General features: G+C 66.7%; 15 protein-coding genes and 1 pseudogene. 7 read left to right on the top strand and 9 right to left on the bottom strand.

Annotation, left to right across the window (positions count from 1 at the left end):
* Nucleotides 1-106, top strand: a pseudogene (locus tag VD964_RS20620) (IS110 family transposase); the annotation flags it as partial.
* A 66-nt stretch (nucleotides 107-172) separates the two neighbouring features.
* Here the strand turns inward: VD964_RS20620 and VD964_RS20615 are convergent.
* The 5 genes from VD964_RS20615 to VD964_RS20595 all read right to left on the bottom strand — a co-directional run bounded on the left by VD964_RS20615 (nucleotide 173) and on the right by VD964_RS20595 (nucleotide 3,233).
* Entirely contained in the window at nucleotides 173-802 is a 630-nt protein-coding gene (locus VD964_RS20615; RefSeq protein ID WP_324870377.1) for a YitT family protein, read from the bottom strand.
* 17 nt (nucleotides 803-819) lie between these two features.
* Nucleotides 820-1,992 (bottom strand): amino acid aminotransferase, encoded by a 1,173-nt coding sequence (locus VD964_RS20610; RefSeq protein ID WP_324870376.1) that lies wholly within the window; start codon nucleotides 1,990-1,992, stop codon nucleotides 820-822.
* Nucleotides 1,993-2,156: 164 nt separating this feature from the next.
* On the bottom strand, nucleotides 2,157-2,312 hold the full coding sequence (locus tag VD964_RS20605) for a hypothetical protein (protein WP_324870375.1): 156 nt from the start codon (nucleotides 2,310-2,312) through the stop codon (nucleotides 2,157-2,159).
* Nucleotides 2,313-2,334: 22 nt separating this feature from the next.
* Entirely contained in the window at nucleotides 2,335-2,637 is a 303-nt protein-coding gene (locus VD964_RS20600; RefSeq protein WP_324870374.1) for a cytochrome C oxidase subunit IV family protein, read from the bottom strand.
* Between the two features lie 11 nt (nucleotides 2,638-2,648).
* Nucleotides 2,649-3,233, bottom strand: coding sequence for a cytochrome c oxidase subunit 3 (locus VD964_RS20595; protein ID WP_324870373.1), 585 nt, complete (start codon nucleotides 3,231-3,233; stop codon nucleotides 2,649-2,651).
* A 220-nt stretch (nucleotides 3,234-3,453) separates the two neighbouring features.
* Here VD964_RS20595 and VD964_RS20590 point away from each other — a divergent pair, with 220 nt between their 5' ends.
* The 6 genes from VD964_RS20590 to nirK all read left to right on the top strand — a co-directional run bounded on the left by VD964_RS20590 (nucleotide 3,454) and on the right by nirK (nucleotide 10,061).
* Nucleotides 3,454-3,906 (top strand): c-type cytochrome, encoded by a 453-nt coding sequence (locus tag VD964_RS20590; RefSeq protein WP_149225916.1) that lies wholly within the window; start codon nucleotides 3,454-3,456, stop codon nucleotides 3,904-3,906.
* Nucleotides 3,907-3,919: 13 nt separating this feature from the next.
* On the top strand, nucleotides 3,920-5,269 hold the full coding sequence (locus VD964_RS20585; RefSeq protein ID WP_324870372.1) for a cbb3-type cytochrome c oxidase subunit I: 1,350 nt from the start codon (nucleotides 3,920-3,922) through the stop codon (nucleotides 5,267-5,269).
* 74 nt (nucleotides 5,270-5,343) lie between these two features.
* Entirely contained in the window at nucleotides 5,344-6,153 is an 810-nt protein-coding gene (locus VD964_RS20580) for a CbbQ/NirQ/NorQ/GpvN family protein (protein WP_324870371.1), read from the top strand.
* Between the two features lie 204 nt (nucleotides 6,154-6,357).
* Nucleotides 6,358-8,274 (top strand): nitric oxide reductase activation protein NorD, encoded by a 1,917-nt coding sequence (locus tag VD964_RS20575; protein WP_324870370.1) that lies wholly within the window; start codon nucleotides 6,358-6,360, stop codon nucleotides 8,272-8,274.
* A gap of 20 nt (nucleotides 8,275-8,294) precedes the next feature.
* The gene (gene mog, locus VD964_RS20570; protein ID WP_324870369.1) at nucleotides 8,295-8,849 is read left to right on the top strand and encodes a molybdopterin adenylyltransferase; all 555 of its coding nucleotides are present in this window, start codon (nucleotides 8,295-8,297) and stop codon (nucleotides 8,847-8,849) included.
* A 144-nt stretch (nucleotides 8,850-8,993) separates the two neighbouring features.
* Entirely contained in the window at nucleotides 8,994-10,061 is a 1,068-nt protein-coding gene (gene nirK / locus VD964_RS20565; protein ID WP_324870368.1) for a copper-containing nitrite reductase, read from the top strand.
* Nucleotides 10,062-10,393: 332 nt separating this feature from the next.
* On the opposite strand, the gene VD964_RS20560 is transcribed toward nirK, so the two are convergent.
* The 4 genes from VD964_RS20560 to VD964_RS20545 all read right to left on the bottom strand — a co-directional run bounded on the left by VD964_RS20560 (nucleotide 10,394) and on the right by VD964_RS20545 (nucleotide 14,612).
* Nucleotides 10,394-11,671 carry a TRAP transporter large permease gene (locus VD964_RS20560; protein WP_324870367.1) on the bottom strand — a complete coding sequence of 426 codons (1,278 nt, stop codon included), beginning with the start codon at nucleotides 11,669-11,671 and terminating at the stop codon, nucleotides 10,394-10,396.
* Entirely contained in the window at nucleotides 11,668-12,186 is a 519-nt protein-coding gene (locus VD964_RS20555; RefSeq protein WP_149225931.1) for a TRAP transporter small permease, read from the bottom strand. Before VD964_RS20555 ends, VD964_RS20560 begins: the two co-directional genes overlap by 4 nt.
* Before the next feature lie 122 nt (nucleotides 12,187-12,308).
* Nucleotides 12,309-13,283 carry a C4-dicarboxylate TRAP transporter substrate-binding protein gene (locus tag VD964_RS20550; protein WP_324870366.1) on the bottom strand — a complete coding sequence of 325 codons (975 nt, stop codon included), beginning with the start codon at nucleotides 13,281-13,283 and terminating at the stop codon, nucleotides 12,309-12,311.
* A gap of 315 nt (nucleotides 13,284-13,598) precedes the next feature.
* Entirely contained in the window at nucleotides 13,599-14,612 is a 1,014-nt protein-coding gene (locus VD964_RS20545) for an SDR family oxidoreductase (protein ID WP_324870365.1), read from the bottom strand.
* Nucleotides 14,613-14,642 lie beyond the last annotated feature (30 nt).

The following is a 14,642-nucleotide window of genomic DNA, read 5'->3' as shown; positions in this document are numbered from 1 at the left end:
TGGAAAACCCAAAAAGGCAATCCGCGTCGCTCTCGCCAGAAAGCTCCTCGTCAGGCTCAATGCCAAAGCCCGCGAAGTTCGGGCCGGACTCGCTGTGGAAGCTTGACAGGCCAGACAGTCGCTCACCCCGACCCTCTCCCCAGGGGGGAGAGGGAGATCTTCGCCACACGCCTCAGCTCATCCCGAGGTACCGCCCCGGCTTGTGGTTGATCGCCAGCGTCAGGTTGACGATGGCAGCCCCCACCACCGACAGCAGCAGCCGGTCCGGCGCCAGCACGAAGAAGGCGCCGGCCAGGATCGCCAGATCGACGCCCAGCTGGAAATAACCGGCGCGGATGCCGTGCTTCTCCTGCAGGTAGATCGCCAGGATGTTGACGCCGCCCAGTCCGGTGCGGTGGCGGAACAGCATCAGCAGGCCGGTGCCGCACAGGCCGCTGCCGACCACCGTCGCATAGACCGGATCGAGATGGGCGAATCCCACCCACTGCTCGGTCAGGCGCGAGAAGATCGTGACCAGCCCCACCGCGATGAAGGTGCGCGCGGTGAACTTCCAGCCCAGCCGCTTCCAGGCCAGCCAATAGAAGGGCAGGTTGATGACGAAGAAGATGATTCCGAACTGAACCTTGGTGACATAGCTCAGCAGCAGCGACAGTCCGGCGGTGCTGCCGGTCAGCAGCATCGTCTTCGAATAGATCAGCATGCCCAGCGCGATGAACAGCGTGCCCATCAGCATGGCGAGCGCGTCTTCATACAGCTGGTGACGCTCCACCGCCGCGGGCGGGGCCTGAAGGGTCGCGGCCATTCTGGTCGTCTCCCGGCTCAGCGAAGTGCGGCGAACTTCGCGACCACATCGTCCACCTCGGCCGTCTTCAGGCCGGCGATGTTGATGCGGCCGGAGGTCGGCATGTAGATGGCGTGGTCGGCGCGCAGGCGCAGCACCTCCGCCTCGGTCAGCGGAAGCAGGGAGAACATGCCTTCCTGTTCCGCCACCGCCGCCAGGGCGGGGAAGGCGTCGGCGAGGCCGGCGGCCAGCTTGCGGCGGATGCCGGTGATGCGGGCGCGCATGCCGTCCAGTTCGGCCGTCCAGTCGGCGGTCAGGGCGGCATCGCTCAGGATGGTGCGGACCACCGCGGCGCCATGATCGGGCGGCATGGAATAGCTGGTGCGGGCCAGCGCCATCAGGTTCGACTTGGCGAGATCGGCCGGGGCCTGGGTCGCCGACACGGCGAAGATGGCGCCGGTGCGCTCGCGATAGAGGCCGAAGGACTTGGACGACGACACGGCGACCAGCGCCTCCGGAACCGCGCCGATCAGATGGCGCAAGCCCTCCGCATCCTCGTCCAGCCCGCGGCCGAAGCCCTGGTAGGCGAGGTCGACCAGCGGCAGCACGCCGCGCTTTTCCAGCACCGCCGCCAGGGTCTTCCACTGGTCGAGCGACAGCGGCGCGCCGGTCGGGTTGTGGCAGCTGCCGTGCAGCAGGGAGACGTCGCCGGGCTGCGCCGCCTCGAACGCCGCGACCATTCGGTCGAACAAAACGGTCTGGCTGGCGGTGTCGAAGAAGGGATGGCTGACCACCTCCAGGCCGGCGGCGGCGAAGATGCCGACATGGTTCGGCCAGGTCGGCTGGCCGACCAGCACACGCTTTGATCCGCCGCGCAGAACGAGGTCGGCGGCCAGACGCAGCGCGCCGGAGCCGCCGGGGGTCTGCACGCCGGCTGCGGCGACTTTGGTGCCGGCATCGCCGCCGACCAGCGACCACAGACGCTCCAGATACAGCGCGTCGCCTTCCAGCCCCAGATAGGACTTGCTGTCCTGCCCGTCGAGCAGCAGGCGCTCAGCCGCCTTCACCGCGCGGAAAACCGGGGTGCGCCCCTCCTCATCACGGTAGACCCCGACGCCGAGATCGACCTTGCCCGGCCGCGGATCCTGCTTGTACAGCCCGATCAGGGCGAGCAGGGCGTCGTCGGGCTGGCGGGAGAGCGCATTGAACATGGCGGTTCGTCCGGTCCTTGCAGATGGAAGAGGCGATGACGGCGGGCGGGCCCCGATAGCGGGAAACCGGCCCGGCCGCGGCGATCCTCCACCTTTGCCGCCCCGCCGACAATGTCGAAGATCTCAACGGCGCATTGTCGCGACGCATTGCCGCCGTGCGGCGGTCACTGTGTGAAGAACATCGCCGCGAACACGGCGGCGGTGGCGGCGATGGCGGTCACCAGCCCGTTGCGCCCCAGCGCCCGCTGGCGGTAGAGCGCCACCGCGAACACGATCACGGCAAGGCTGGCCACGAGCAGGCCGAGCTTGAATTCGGTCATCGTCCGATATCCTTGAAGTTCATCAGTGCGGCCCGACCCAGCCCAGCGCGCCGGCGGCGGTGACAAGCAGGATGGCGCCGCACAACAGCACCAGCCAGACCGTCATCAACAGGCGCCAGCCTGGCCCGGCATGGTCGAGTTCCAGGTAATGCAGAAGGATTTCCCTTCCCTTGGCGACGGCGAGCGCCAGCAGCAGGGCCGCACCGGCGATGCCGACCCCGCCGCCCGCATCGCCGTGGCGGGCGAACAGCAGGGTCACGGCGGTCAGCCCCATCAGCACCAGCCAGGACAGCGTCAACCGATCGATTTTCTTGAGCAATCCCATGGCCGGCCTCCTCAGCGGATCAGGTAGACGAGCGGGTAGAGGATCACCCAGACCAGATCCACCATGTGCCAGAAGGCGGCCCCGGTCTCCAGATTCTCCACCAGCGTCTCCGGTCCGGATCGGGAGACCAGCAGAAGGATGACGATGCCCAGCACGACATGCAGGGCGTGGAAGCCGGTCAGCAGGAAATAGAGGGTGAAGAAGGTGTCGCTATCAATGGTCAGCCCGGCGCCGAGCGTCGCGGAATACTCCACCGCCTTCACCGCCAGGAAGACCGACCCGACCGCTGCGGCGGCCAGCATCGCCCGGCGTGCCTGCTTCGCGGCGCCGCGCCGTCCGGCGGCGACGGCACGGGCCGCCAGATAGCCGCTGGTGACCAGCACCATGGTGTTCAGCGCCCCCAGCGTACCGTTCAGATGCGCTTGCCCGGCGGCGAAGGTGGCGGGATCCAGCACGCGGGCGGTCGCGAAGCCCAGGAAGGCCACGCCGAACACCGCCAGCTCGCTGAAGATCAGAATCCACATCATCAGGTTGCCGGGCAGGGCATCCAGTCCGCCCGGCCTGTCTTGCGGGGCCGTCATGTCGACGTCGGCCATGTCCGATCCTTCTCATCATGTATGCGAACGATAGGCCGGCACCGCTCCGGCCGGCTTGACCGCGGTCAAGGAATGCCCTCCTTCCACGGTCAATTATTCGCCCGACCCGTGGCGGTAAGACGCTGCGACGCCCGGCTTCCGGCCCCCGGCCTCGCGCACCCAACGCCTTCCGAACCGACCCCACTCGACGAAAATTCGAGATTGCCAGGGATCCCGAGCGATGACCGAACGCTTTACCAAGGCGGCCGCGCGAAACATCTTTTATGGCGGATCGCTGTTCTTCTTCGCGACCTTCATCGCGTTGACCGCGCTCAGCCACAATTACATCGTCAACACGAGTACGGACAAGAAGACGCTGTCCGATGCCGTCACCCGCGGCAAGCATGTGTGGGAAAAGAACTCCTGCATCAACTGCCACACGCTGCTGGGTGAAGGCGCCTATTTCGCCCCCGAGCTGGGCAATGTCTGGCTGCGCTACGGCGGCGACAAGGACCACGACGGGGCTGTCATGGCCCTGAAGGGCTGGATGGCCGCGCAGCCGTCCGGGATCGAAGGGCGGCGCCAGATGCCGCAATTCAACCTGACCGACGCCGAGGTCGAGGATCTGGCCGCCTTCCTGGAATGGACCAGCCGGATCAACACCCAGAACTGGCCGCCCAAGCTGTCCGGCTGAGGAGAATTCCGTCATGAAGTACGAATCGCAAAAAGTCGCCCTCTATTACTTCGCGGCGGCCATGGGACTGTTCGGCGTTCAGATCCTGGTGGGTCTCCTGGCCGGTGTCGTCTATGTCCTGCCCAACACGCTTTCGGAACTGTTGCCCTTCAACGTTCTCCGGATGATCCACACCAACGCGCTGATCGTCTGGCTGCTGATCGGCTTCTTCGGCGCCGCCTATTACCTGATCCCGGAAGAGTCGGAGACCGAGCTGCACAGTCCGAAGCTGGCGCTGATCCAACTGGGCCTGTTCGTCTTCGGTGCGCTGGCCGCCGTGGTCGGCTATGTCTTCCGCATCCATGAGGGGCGGGAGTTCCTGGAACAGCCGACCTGGATCAAGGGCGCCATCGTCGTCGTCGCGCTGATGTTCCTCTACAACATGACGATGACGGTCATCAAAGGCCGCCGCACGGTCATCACCAACATCCTGCTGGTGGGCATGTGGGGCATCGCCATCTTCTTCCTGTTCTCCTTCTACAACCCGTCGAACCTGTCGCTGGACAAGATGTACTGGTGGTACGTCGTCCATCTGTGGGTCGAAGGCGTGTGGGAACTGGTGCTGGCCTCCATCCTTGCCTTCCTGATGATCAAGATGACCGGCGTCGACCGCGAGGTGGTCGAGAAGTGGCTGTACGCCATCGTCGGGCTGGCCCTGTTCAGCGGCATCCTCGGCACCGGCCACCACTATTACTGGATCGGTACGCCCGGCTACTGGCAGTGGATCGGCTCGCTGTTCTCGACGCTGGAAGTCGCCCCCTTCTTCACCATGGTCGTCTTCGCCTTCATGATGGTGTGGAAGAGCGGTCGTCGTCACCCGAACAAGGCGGCGATGCTGTGGTCGCTGGGCTGCGCGGTGTTCGCCTTCTTCGGCGCCGGGCTGTGGGGCTTCCTGCATACGCTGGCCCCGATCAACTACTACACCCACGGCACCCAGGTGACGGCGGCGCACGGGCACCTCGCCTTCTACGGCGCCTATGCGATGATCAACCTCGCCATCATCACCTACGCCATGCCCTACCTGCGCGGCGTGCAGCCCTACAACCAGGTCCTGAACATGTGGAGCTTCTGGCTGATGAGCGGCGGCATGGCCTTCATGACCTTCGCCCTGACCGTGGCCGGCGTGGTGCAGACCCATCTGCAGCGCGTCCTGGGTATGGACTACATGGAGGTGCAGGCCCAGATCGCGCTGTTCTACTGGATGCGGCTCGGCGCCGGCGTCGCGGTGGCGGTGGGCGTGCTGGTCTACCTCTACGCCATCTTCGGTCCGGCCCGCGAAGAGCGGCCTGCATCGATCCCGGCCAGCTACCAGCCGGCCGAGTGACGTCCCCTCCGGCCCCTGCGCTCCGTCGGCCATCCGATACGCGCAGGGGCCGTCTTTTCTGGAGTTCCGCTGCGATGCCCGACGCCGCCGTCCCGATCGACCCGTCCGTCTCCTTGCCCTTCTACCAGCCCACCGGCGACGAATGCGCGCTGTTCGAGCACGCCTACGATCACCGGCTGCCGCTGCTGCTGAAGGGGCCGACCGGCTGCGGCAAGACCCGCTTCGTCGCCCACATGGCGGCCAAGCTCGGCCGGCCGCTCTACACCGTGTCCTGCCACGACGACCTCACCGCCGCCGACCTGACCGGGCGCTACCTGCTGAAGGGCGGCGACACCGTCTGGGCGGACGGGCCGCTGACCCGTGCGGTGCGCGAAGGTGCCATCTGCTATCTCGACGAGGTGGTGGAGGCGCGCAAGGACGTCACCGTGGTGCTGCACCCGCTGACCGACGACCGTCGCATCCTGCCGCTGGACCGCACCGGCGAGACGTTGGAAGCGCCGCCGGGCTTCATGCTGGTGGTGTCCTACAACCCCGGCTACCAGAATGTGCTGAAGGCGCTGAAGCCCAGCACCCGCCAGCGCTTCCTGGCCGTCGAGTTCGACTTCCCTGAGCCAGAGCGGGAAATCCCCATCGTGGCGACCGAAAGCGGCTTGGCCGAGAACCGCGTGGTCCCGCTGGTCCGCCTCGCCAACGCATTGCGCGCGCTGAAGGGCCAGGATTTGGAGGAGGGCGTGTCGACCCGCCTGCTGATCTACTGCGCCACGCTGATCCGCTCCGGCATGAAGCCCGAACGCGCCATCCGCGCCGCCCTGATCGAACCGCTGACCGACGACCCGGACATCCGCGCCGGCCTGCTGCGCGTGGCCGAGGTCACGCTGGGGTAGAAGCCGTTGGGGAAAGCGAGATCCCCTCTCCCCCCCTGGGGAGAGGGTTAGGGTGAGGGGGGCGCATGGCGTGGATTCTCGAATTGGTCACCCGGTGCATCCCCTCACCCCGACCCTCTCCCCGGGGGGGAGAGGGGGATTTTCTTCGGTTCGAAGATGTGAGGGACGGCTGTTGCAAGCCGACAGGTTGGGAGTGTGCGCATCATGCTGGAAATCTTCGAGCCGGAAGAGACCGTCGGCCGCTTGTGGCACCGCCTGATCGGCGGGCGGTCGAGCTATCCGCACCATCCGGACGCGGCGGTGACGCTGGAGACGATGCGGCCGCGGCTGGCGGTGTTCTTCCGCGCTCTCGGCGGCGACCGCGGGGTGCGTCTGGCTGCCGGTACGGCAGCGGTCTCCGGGCACCGGCTTCCGCTGCTCGACCGCATCGGCCTGGGGGCGGAGCGGGTGGAGCGGGCGTCGCTGGACGGCGATGTGCTCCAGTTGCCGGCCGCCATCGACCTGTTCCCGGATCCGGCGCTGAACGAACGTCTGTACGAATGGCTGGCCGCCTTCTTCGCCCATGCCGAACATGTTCCGCTTCCCGCCGACCCGCTGCAAGCCGACATACAGCTTCTGCGCAGCGCCGCGGCGACCACCGCGACGGTGCTGACCCGCTGGCCGGGCCTGCGCCGTCCCTATGAGGATCTCGCCCGCGCTGTCGCCGCCATCCGCCCGGTCCGGCGCCTGCCGCCGGTGGAAGCCGAAGTGGAGAGCACCGTCCTGGCGCTGCTCGGCGCCGGAGCCGCCACGGCGGAAGCGGCGCGGATGCTCGCCCCGACGATCCCGCTGTCGGACTTCACCGCCCCCTACGGCTATGCCCGCCTGCTGCCGGTCCCGCTATGGGGACTGGTGGCGCCATCGAACGAGCGCTCGCTCGCCGCTGTTGCCGAAAGTCCGGGCGAGGGAGGACAGGCAGCGGAGGGCGACCAGCACCGCCGTGCCGCGACCCGGCGGCAGACCGACCAGATCCAGCGCAACGACCCGCTGATCCTGAACCGCTTCGAGAAGATGCTGAGCCTTGCCGAGGCGCTGAACATCCCGCGCGCAGTCGACGACGACGATGCGGAGAACGCCCGCAAGGCCGCCGACGACCTGGACGAGATCGCCGTCGGCACGCACCAGCGCAAGGCCTCCACCACGCTGAAGCTCGACCTCGACCTCGGTGCGCAGGCCGTCGACGACACGCCGCTGACGGCGACCTTGACCTATCCCGAATGGGACCACCGCCGCCGCGCCCATCTGCCGGACCATTGCCGGGTGGTTGCGGAGACGGCACCGGCCGACGGCGACTCCTGGCAGCCCGACGCCGCGGCGCTGCGCCGCATACGGCAGGTCCGCCGCCAGTTCGAGGCTCTGCGCCCGAAGCGCATGCTGTTCACCGGGCAGGCCGACGGCGACGAATTGGACCTGACTGCCCTGGTGCGCAGCCGCGCCGACTTCCAGGCCGGCGGATGCGGCAGCGACCGGGTGCATCAGCAGGCGCGCAACGCCGCCCGCGACCTCGCCGTCGCCGTGCTGGTCGACGGTTCGCTGTCCACCGACGGCTGGATCGACGGACGCCGCGTTCTGGACGTGGAGAAGGAGGCGCTGCTGGCCTTGACCCATGGCCTGACCGCCTGCGGCGACGACCATGCGCTCTATGCCTTCACTTCGCGCCGGCGCGACTGGGTGCGGGTGCAGACGCTGAAGGGCTTCGACGAGCCGCTGGGTCCCACCGTCACCCGCCGTATCGGCGCGCTGAAGCCCGGCTACTACACCCGCATGGGCGCGGCGATCCGTCACGCCTCCGCCCAGCTGGCGGAGCGGCCGAATCGTCATCGGCTGCTGGTTCTGCTGACCGACGGCAAGCCGAACGACGTGGACCATTACGAAGGCCGTTACGGCATCGAGGACACCCGGCAGGCCATCCGCGAGGCGCGGCGCGACGGACTGGCCGTTTTCGCCATCACCGTCGATGCGATGGCCCGCGATTACGTGCCCTATCTGTTCGGACGCGGCGCCTATGCCATATTCCCACAGGTCTCCCACCTGACCAAGGCGCTGCCGGCACTGTACCGGCAGGTCGCCTGCGCCGCCTGACCCTGTAAGGACCCAGAACAATGACCGACGAGAATGCCGCGACGCCCGCACCGGTGAAAATCGGGATCGTCACCATCTCCGACCGTGCCAGCCGCGGCGTCTATGAGGACAAGGGCGGCCCGGCGATCCGGGAGGAGTTGACACGCATCGTCGCCTCGCCCTGGATCGCCGAGGCGCGGGTCATTCCGGACGAGTTGGACCTGATCGCGGCCACCCTGGTCGAGTTGTGCGATGTGGCCGGCTGCGATCTCGTCGTCACCACCGGCGGCACCGGACCCGCCCCGCGCGACGTGACTCCGGAAGCGACGGAGCGGGTCTGCGACAAGATGATGCCGGGATTCGGCGAGTTGATGCGATCGGTCAGCCTGCGGGTGGTGCCGACCGCCATCCTGTCGCGCCAGACCGCCGGCATCCGCGGCCGCAGCCTGATCGTCAACCTGCCGGGCAAGCCGTCCGCCATCCATGACTGCCTGGAGGCTGTGTTTCCCGCGATCCCCTATTGCCTGGATCTGATCGGCGCCGGCCGCATCGAAACGGACCCGGCCCACTGCGTCGCCTTCCGTCCGAAATCGTAGTAGGGAAATCGTTATTGGTTTTAAGGAAATAAAAAAGGCCTGCGACAAAGTTGCGTCCGGGCCTTTCACTTGACGGCGGTCAAGAAGAGAGCAGGGGAACGGGAGGAATATTACCTCACAAGAAACAAACCCCGAGACGACGCCATGAAGACCTCGCGCTCCCTCGTCACCGTCAGCGCCGCCGCCCTGATGATCCTCTCCGGTATCGGTGCCGCTTCGGCGGCGGATACGCTCTACGCCGACCCGAAGGTCAAGCAACCCACTCACAGCGTCGTCATGGACCCGGCGTCGGTTCCCGCCCCGGAAAAGGCCGGGAAGCGGGCGCCGAAGACCCACAAGGTCTCGCTGTTGACGACGGAAGTCGAATCCAAGCTGGATGACGGCACCACCTACACCTACTGGACCTTCAACAACACGGTGCCCGGCCCGATGGTGCGGGTGCGGGTCGGCGACACGGTGGACGTCTCCATCGCCAACGCGCCGGAATCGACGATGAACCACTCCGTCGACTTCCATGCCGCGACCGGCTTCCTCGGCGGCGGCCAGATCACCCAGGTGGAGCCGGGCCAGACCAAGGCCTTCACCTTCAAGGCGTTGACCCCCGGCGTCTATGTGTATCACTGCGCCACGCCGATGGTCGCCCACCACATCTCCAAGGGAATGTACGGCCTGATCGTGGTGGAACCGGAAGCCGGCCTGCCACCGGTGGATCACGAGTTCTACGTGATGCAGCAGGAAATCTACGCCACCAAGGCGAAGAACATGACGAATGCCGAGGACGACTATGACGGTCTCGTCAACGAGCGTCCGAGCTATCTGGTGTTCAACGGCACGGTCGGCGCGTTGACCAAGGACAAGCCACTGAAGGCCAAGGTCGGCGAGACCGTGCGCCTGTACTTCGGCGTCGGCGGCCCGAACCTGACCTCCTCCTTCCATGTCATCGGCGAGATCTTCGACCGCGTCTACAACATGGGCGGATTGGAGACCGAACCGGCCAAGGGCATCCAGACCGTCACCGTCGCCCCCGGCGGCGCCACGATGGTGGAGTTCAAGGTCGACTATCCCGGCAAATACGCCCTGGTCGACCATGCGCTGAGCCGCGCCACCAAGGGCCTGATCGGCATCCTGGAAGTCGAAGGCAAGGCCGACGACACCATCATCCTCGACAAGACCGGCGACTCCCGCAAGCAGATGGGCGAGATGCAGCACTGAGGGTCAGTTGGGTAAAAAAGCCCCTCTCCCGCAAGGGGAGAGGGGCTTCAAAGGCCCCACATCCTCGAAAAACAAAGAAGGGCTGCCGTTGCCGGCAGCCCTTCCATTGTCGATCCGTGTGTCGTCGACACCACGGCGCAGTCCTTAGCGGACCGAAATCCCCTTCGCGAAGAAAGAGACCTCGGCCTTGGCGCTCGACGACGAGTGAGACGGACAATGAGACACGAGATCACCTCCTTTCTGTTGTTGGCGTAGGACACCCTATATAGGCCAGGTCGCGGAGGCTGCAAGACGGTTTGTTGACCGCCCTGCTGTGACATTTACCGGTCCGCTCACATCAGCGCGTTGGGCACGAACAGCACCACCCCGGGCCACAGGAGCAGCACCGCAACCAGCCCCACCACCGCCAGGACGAAGGGGATGGATTCGACGATGTATTCCTCGATGGGGCAATCCAGCAGGCTGCACACCGTGTACATCGCCACCCCCACCGGCGGGGTCATCGAACCCAGCGTGACGATGGTCATCATCAGGATGCCGAAATGCACGGGATCGACGCCCAGCGGCTGGACGATCGGCAGGAAGATCGGCGTCAGCAGAAGCACCAGCACCGTGCTTTCGATGAACAGACCGGCGATGAACAGGAAGATCAGGATCAGGGTCACCACCAGCACCGGCTCACGCGTCAGGTCGGTCATGGCGGCGGCGATGCTCTGTGGCGCCTGCTCGAAGACGATGGCGTAGCCGACCATGCCGGAGAACAGGATGATCAGCATGATCAGGCCGGTATCCGTCACCGCCTCCACCAGCGCATCCACCAGGCCCTGCATGGTCAGTTCCCGGTGGGCGAAGAATCCGACGAGGACCGCATAGACGACGGCGAAGGCGCCGACCTCCGACGGAGTGAACAGGCCGCCGCGGATGGCGACCAGCAGGGCCACCGGGAACAGCAGGGCCCATTTCGCATCGACCACCGCCGCCCAGATCGCCTTGGCGGTCGGCCGCTGGGTGGTGGCGGCGCGATAGCCGCGGCGCCGGGCAATCCACCAGACGGTGACCATCAGCACGGCCATCATCAGGAAGCCGGGAACGATGCCGGCCAGGAACAGCCGGCCGATCGACACGTTGCCGACGAAGCCGTACAGGATCAGGCCCAGGCTGGGCGGAATGGTCGCGGTGATCAGCGAACCAACCGCGATGACGGCCGAGGTGAAGCCCTTGGAATAGCCGCTGCGGATCAGGTCGGGACCCAGGATGCGCGCCTCCATCGCCGCGTCGGCGACGGCGGAGCCCGACACGCCGCCCATCAGCGTGGACAGCACGATGCAGACCTGCGCCAGGCCGCCCGACATCCAGGACACCAGCACGTTCGAACAGGCGATCAGCCGGTGGGTGATGCCGGTCCGGTTCATCATGTGGCCGGCCAGCACGAAGAAGGGGACGGCCAGCAGCGGGAAGCTCTGCGACGCGGTGGCGACCTGCTGCACCCCGATCGACATCGGGATGATGCCGTTGGTCAGGAAGAAGGTGAAACCGGCGATGCCGATGGCGAAGGCGATGGGAACGCCCAGCCCCATCAGGACGAAAAAGGAAACGGCGAGCAGGATCACGGCATCACCTCCTCGGCGAGCGGAACTTCCGACGGCGTGTTGAAGATCGGGCGCGGGGTCCGGCGCAGCCGGCCGATGGCGGCCACCGTCTGCCCCAGCAGGGTGAAGGACAGCAGCAGGCAGCCGACCGGCACCGCCGCGGTGACGAAGGCATAGCTGATGCCGCTGTCGCCGAACTGCCGCTCAAGGTTCAGCATGGTCAGCTGATAGCCCTTGACCGCCATGGTCAGCAGGAAGGCCAGCACCACCAGCGCCAGCAGGATGTCCAGCACCGCGCGCGGCCGTGCCGGCAGGCGCTTGACCAGATAATCGATGCCGATATGCGCATGCTTGCGCAACGCGAGGTCGGCGCCGAGGAAGCTGGCCCAGGCGAACAGCAGCTGGGCGACGTCCACCGACCAGACCAGGGGATAGCCGAACCAGCGGCTGACGCCGGCCAGGAAGACCAGCAGGACGATGACGGCGAGCAGCGTCGTCGCCAACACCGCCTCCGCCTTGACGTACAGGGATTTCATCGCAAGGGGGTGCTCCGGTCCGGCCCGCCGGGATCGTCAGCGACGACGAAGGCTGCGAGCGTCGGTTGTTTGGAAGGGGAGCGCGAGGGAAGGGGAGCCTTTGAAAGGGCCCCCCACTCCGATTACTGCTTCACGAGCGCTTCGACCTGCTTCTGCAGGTCGCCATAGCCGAGCTTTTCGTAAACCGGGGCCGTGGCGGTGCGGAAGGGCGTCACGTCGATCTCGACGACCTGCATGCCCTTGTCCTTCATCTGCTTCTCGAAGTCCGCAAGCGAAGCCTCGGTCGCCTTCGACGCGCTGTCGCCGGCCTTCAGCGATTCCTCGCGCAGCAGCGTCTGCATGTCCTTCGGCAGGCCGTCGAACCAGGCGGCGCTGGTGACGATGCCGGTGATCAGGTTGATGTGGCCGGTCTTGGTCAGGTATTTCGCCACCTCGTAAAGCCGGGAGCCGTAGATGGCCGGATCCTGCGCCTCCGCCCCGTCGATCACCTGCTGCTGCATGGCGGTGTAGACCTCCGACCAGGGCAGCGGCGTCGGCGTGGCGCCCATGGCGCGGATCGTCTCCATCCACACCGGCGCACCGGGGGTGCGGACGCGCACGCCGCTGAGGTCGGCCGGCACCTTCACCGGCTTGTTGGTCAGCATGTGGCGTTCGCCCTGCCACCAGTTGAAGGACAGCACCTGATGGCCCGACGCCTTGCGCAGCTTCTGCACCCACTCCTCGAACATCGGGGAGGTCACGACCTTGCGGATGCCGCCATAGCCCTGGGCGACGTAGGGCGCGCCCAGAACGCCGAACTCCTTCACGAAGACGGCCAGCCGGCCGCCGTCCACCACCACCGCGACGGGCGCGCCGGCCCGCGCCTGCTCCAGCAGATCCTCGTCCTTGCCCAGCTGCGAGGCGGGGAACAGGCGGACGCTCATCTTGCCGGCCGACCGCTTTTCCACATTGGCCTTGAACTCCTCCAGGCCCTTGTAGAGCGGGTCCTGGGGCGACAGCGCCGTGTTGACGCTGAGGGTGTAGTCGGCGGCCGACGCGCCGAACGAGACCAGGGACATCACCGAACCGAACAGCGCCGCGCGCACGGCCTTTGCCATGACAGACATCTCGTTTCCTCCCAGCAAATTGGACTGTCGGCGGCATGGAAACCGCCGTTCGACTGGTGCGTGTTCGGCCCGACGCCGGGGTGCCGGCAGCGCCCGCGATCAAGGGGGCGCCGGCAGGGAAGGGAATGGCCGATGACCAGATTGTTGAAACACTGGTATGGTAGTATGTATGAACTGTCTTGGCAATAGCGTTTCCGGCGGACTGTACGTTTTGCCTGCATGATGGTCATCGAACGGTTCGCGCATAGGAAAAGGGCCGGCACCCGAGAAGGATGCCGGCCCCATTTCTCCCCGCGTTCAGCCCGCCTAGCGCAGTCGCGGCGTCATCCGGCTCATGGCGAATCCCAGCCCGCCCGCCAGGATCAGCCCGGCAGCGACCGCCAGACCGCGGGCGGTGCCGCTGGGTGCGGCAAGCCGCAGGCTGTTGTGCGGCAGGCCGAAGCGTCCGCGGGTTCGATGCAGCCCGTCGACGGGGTGATAGAGATTGTCCGGCCGGCCGGGAATCTCGGTCTCTTCCGTCAACTGGCCGTCCACCGCGTTGGCGGCGAGGTAGCGGTCGGCGAAGCCGGGAGCGAGAAAATTGCCGAGGATGGCCTGCATCGCCGATCCGCCCAGCCAATATTCGCGGCGGGGGTTCTCGGCGGCGTGCAGGATGGAGCGGGCGATGTCCTCCGGCTGGAAGATCGTCCCCATCGGCCGGGCACGGCGCGGCATGTGGCTGCGCGCCCAATCGAACTGCGGCGTATTGACCGCCGGCAGATGCACCGCCGTCAGCGTGATCCGGCTGTCCTCGTGGATCAGCTCCGACCGTAGGCTGTCGACGAAGCCCTGCACCGCATGCTTGGCCGCGCAATAGGCCGACTGCAGCGGAATCGAGCGGTAGGCCAGCGCCGACCCGACCTGCAGGATCGTGCCTTGGCCGCGCACCCGCATCCGCCGCAGCGCCGTCTGGATGCCGTAGGCGGAGCCGAGATAGGTCACCTCCGTCACCCGTCTCAATTCCTCCGCCGTCACCGCATGGACCGGACCGAAGACGGTGACCATCGCCGCATTGATCCAGACGTCGATGGGACCGAAGGCCTCCTCCACCCGGTCGGCGGCGCTGTCCAGCGCATCGGCATCGGCAACGTCCAGCGGCAGCACCAGCGCCCGCCCGCCTAGCCGTTCCACCTCCGCCTTAACCTCCTCCAGCGCTTCCTCGGAACGGGCGATCAGGCCGATGGAAGCCTGCCGGTAGGCGGCGAAGGCCAGCGCCGTGGCGCGGCCGACCCCGGCCGATGCGCCGGTGATGCAGACGACGGGGGCTGACGGAAGGGGCATGGGCGTTGTCCTGATCATGGTGCCGTATGA

This window comes from Azospirillum sp. (assembly GCF_035628975.1).
Classification (GTDB): Bacteria; Pseudomonadota; Alphaproteobacteria; order Azospirillales; family Azospirillaceae; genus Azospirillum.
The sequence above is the reverse complement of the archived record's forward strand: the minus strand, read 5'-3'. Positions and strand labels throughout refer to the sequence as shown.

What these genes read in the sequence shown, in the direction of transcription:
- VD964_RS20615 (WP_324870377.1), bottom strand. Translation starts at nt 802, where the DNA reads ATGGCCGCGACCCTTCAGGCCCCGCCCGCGGCGGTGGAGCGTCACCAG.
- VD964_RS20610 (WP_324870376.1), bottom strand. Translation starts at nt 1,992, where the DNA reads ATGTTCAATGCGCTCTCCCGCCAGCCCGACGACGCCCTGCTCGCCCTG.
- VD964_RS20605 (WP_324870375.1), bottom strand. Translation starts at nt 2,312, where the DNA reads ATGACCGAATTCAAGCTCGGCCTGCTCGTGGCCAGCCTTGCCGTGATC.
- VD964_RS20600 (WP_324870374.1), bottom strand. Translation starts at nt 2,637, where the DNA reads ATGGGATTGCTCAAGAAAATCGATCGGTTGACGCTGTCCTGGCTGGTG.
- VD964_RS20595 (WP_324870373.1), bottom strand. Translation starts at nt 3,233, where the DNA reads ATGGCCGACGTCGACATGACGGCCCCGCAAGACAGGCCGGGCGGACTG.
- VD964_RS20590 (WP_149225916.1), top strand. Translation starts at nt 3,454, where the DNA reads ATGACCGAACGCTTTACCAAGGCGGCCGCGCGAAACATCTTTTATGGC.
- VD964_RS20585 (WP_324870372.1), top strand. Translation starts at nt 3,920, where the DNA reads ATGAAGTACGAATCGCAAAAAGTCGCCCTCTATTACTTCGCGGCGGCC.
- VD964_RS20580 (WP_324870371.1), top strand. Translation starts at nt 5,344, where the DNA reads ATGCCCGACGCCGCCGTCCCGATCGACCCGTCCGTCTCCTTGCCCTTC.
- VD964_RS20575 (WP_324870370.1), top strand. Translation starts at nt 6,358, where the DNA reads ATGCTGGAAATCTTCGAGCCGGAAGAGACCGTCGGCCGCTTGTGGCAC.
- mog (WP_324870369.1), top strand. Translation starts at nt 8,295, where the DNA reads ATGACCGACGAGAATGCCGCGACGCCCGCACCGGTGAAAATCGGGATC.
- nirK (WP_324870368.1), top strand. Translation starts at nt 8,994, where the DNA reads ATGAAGACCTCGCGCTCCCTCGTCACCGTCAGCGCCGCCGCCCTGATG.
- VD964_RS20555 (WP_149225931.1), bottom strand. Translation starts at nt 12,186, where the DNA reads ATGAAATCCCTGTACGTCAAGGCGGAGGCGGTGTTGGCGACGACGCTG.
- VD964_RS20550 (WP_324870366.1), bottom strand. Translation starts at nt 13,283, where the DNA reads ATGGCAAAGGCCGTGCGCGCGGCGCTGTTCGGTTCGGTGATGTCCCTG.
- VD964_RS20545 (WP_324870365.1), bottom strand. Translation starts at nt 14,612, where the DNA reads ATGCCCCTTCCGTCAGCCCCCGTCGTCTGCATCACCGGCGCATCGGCC.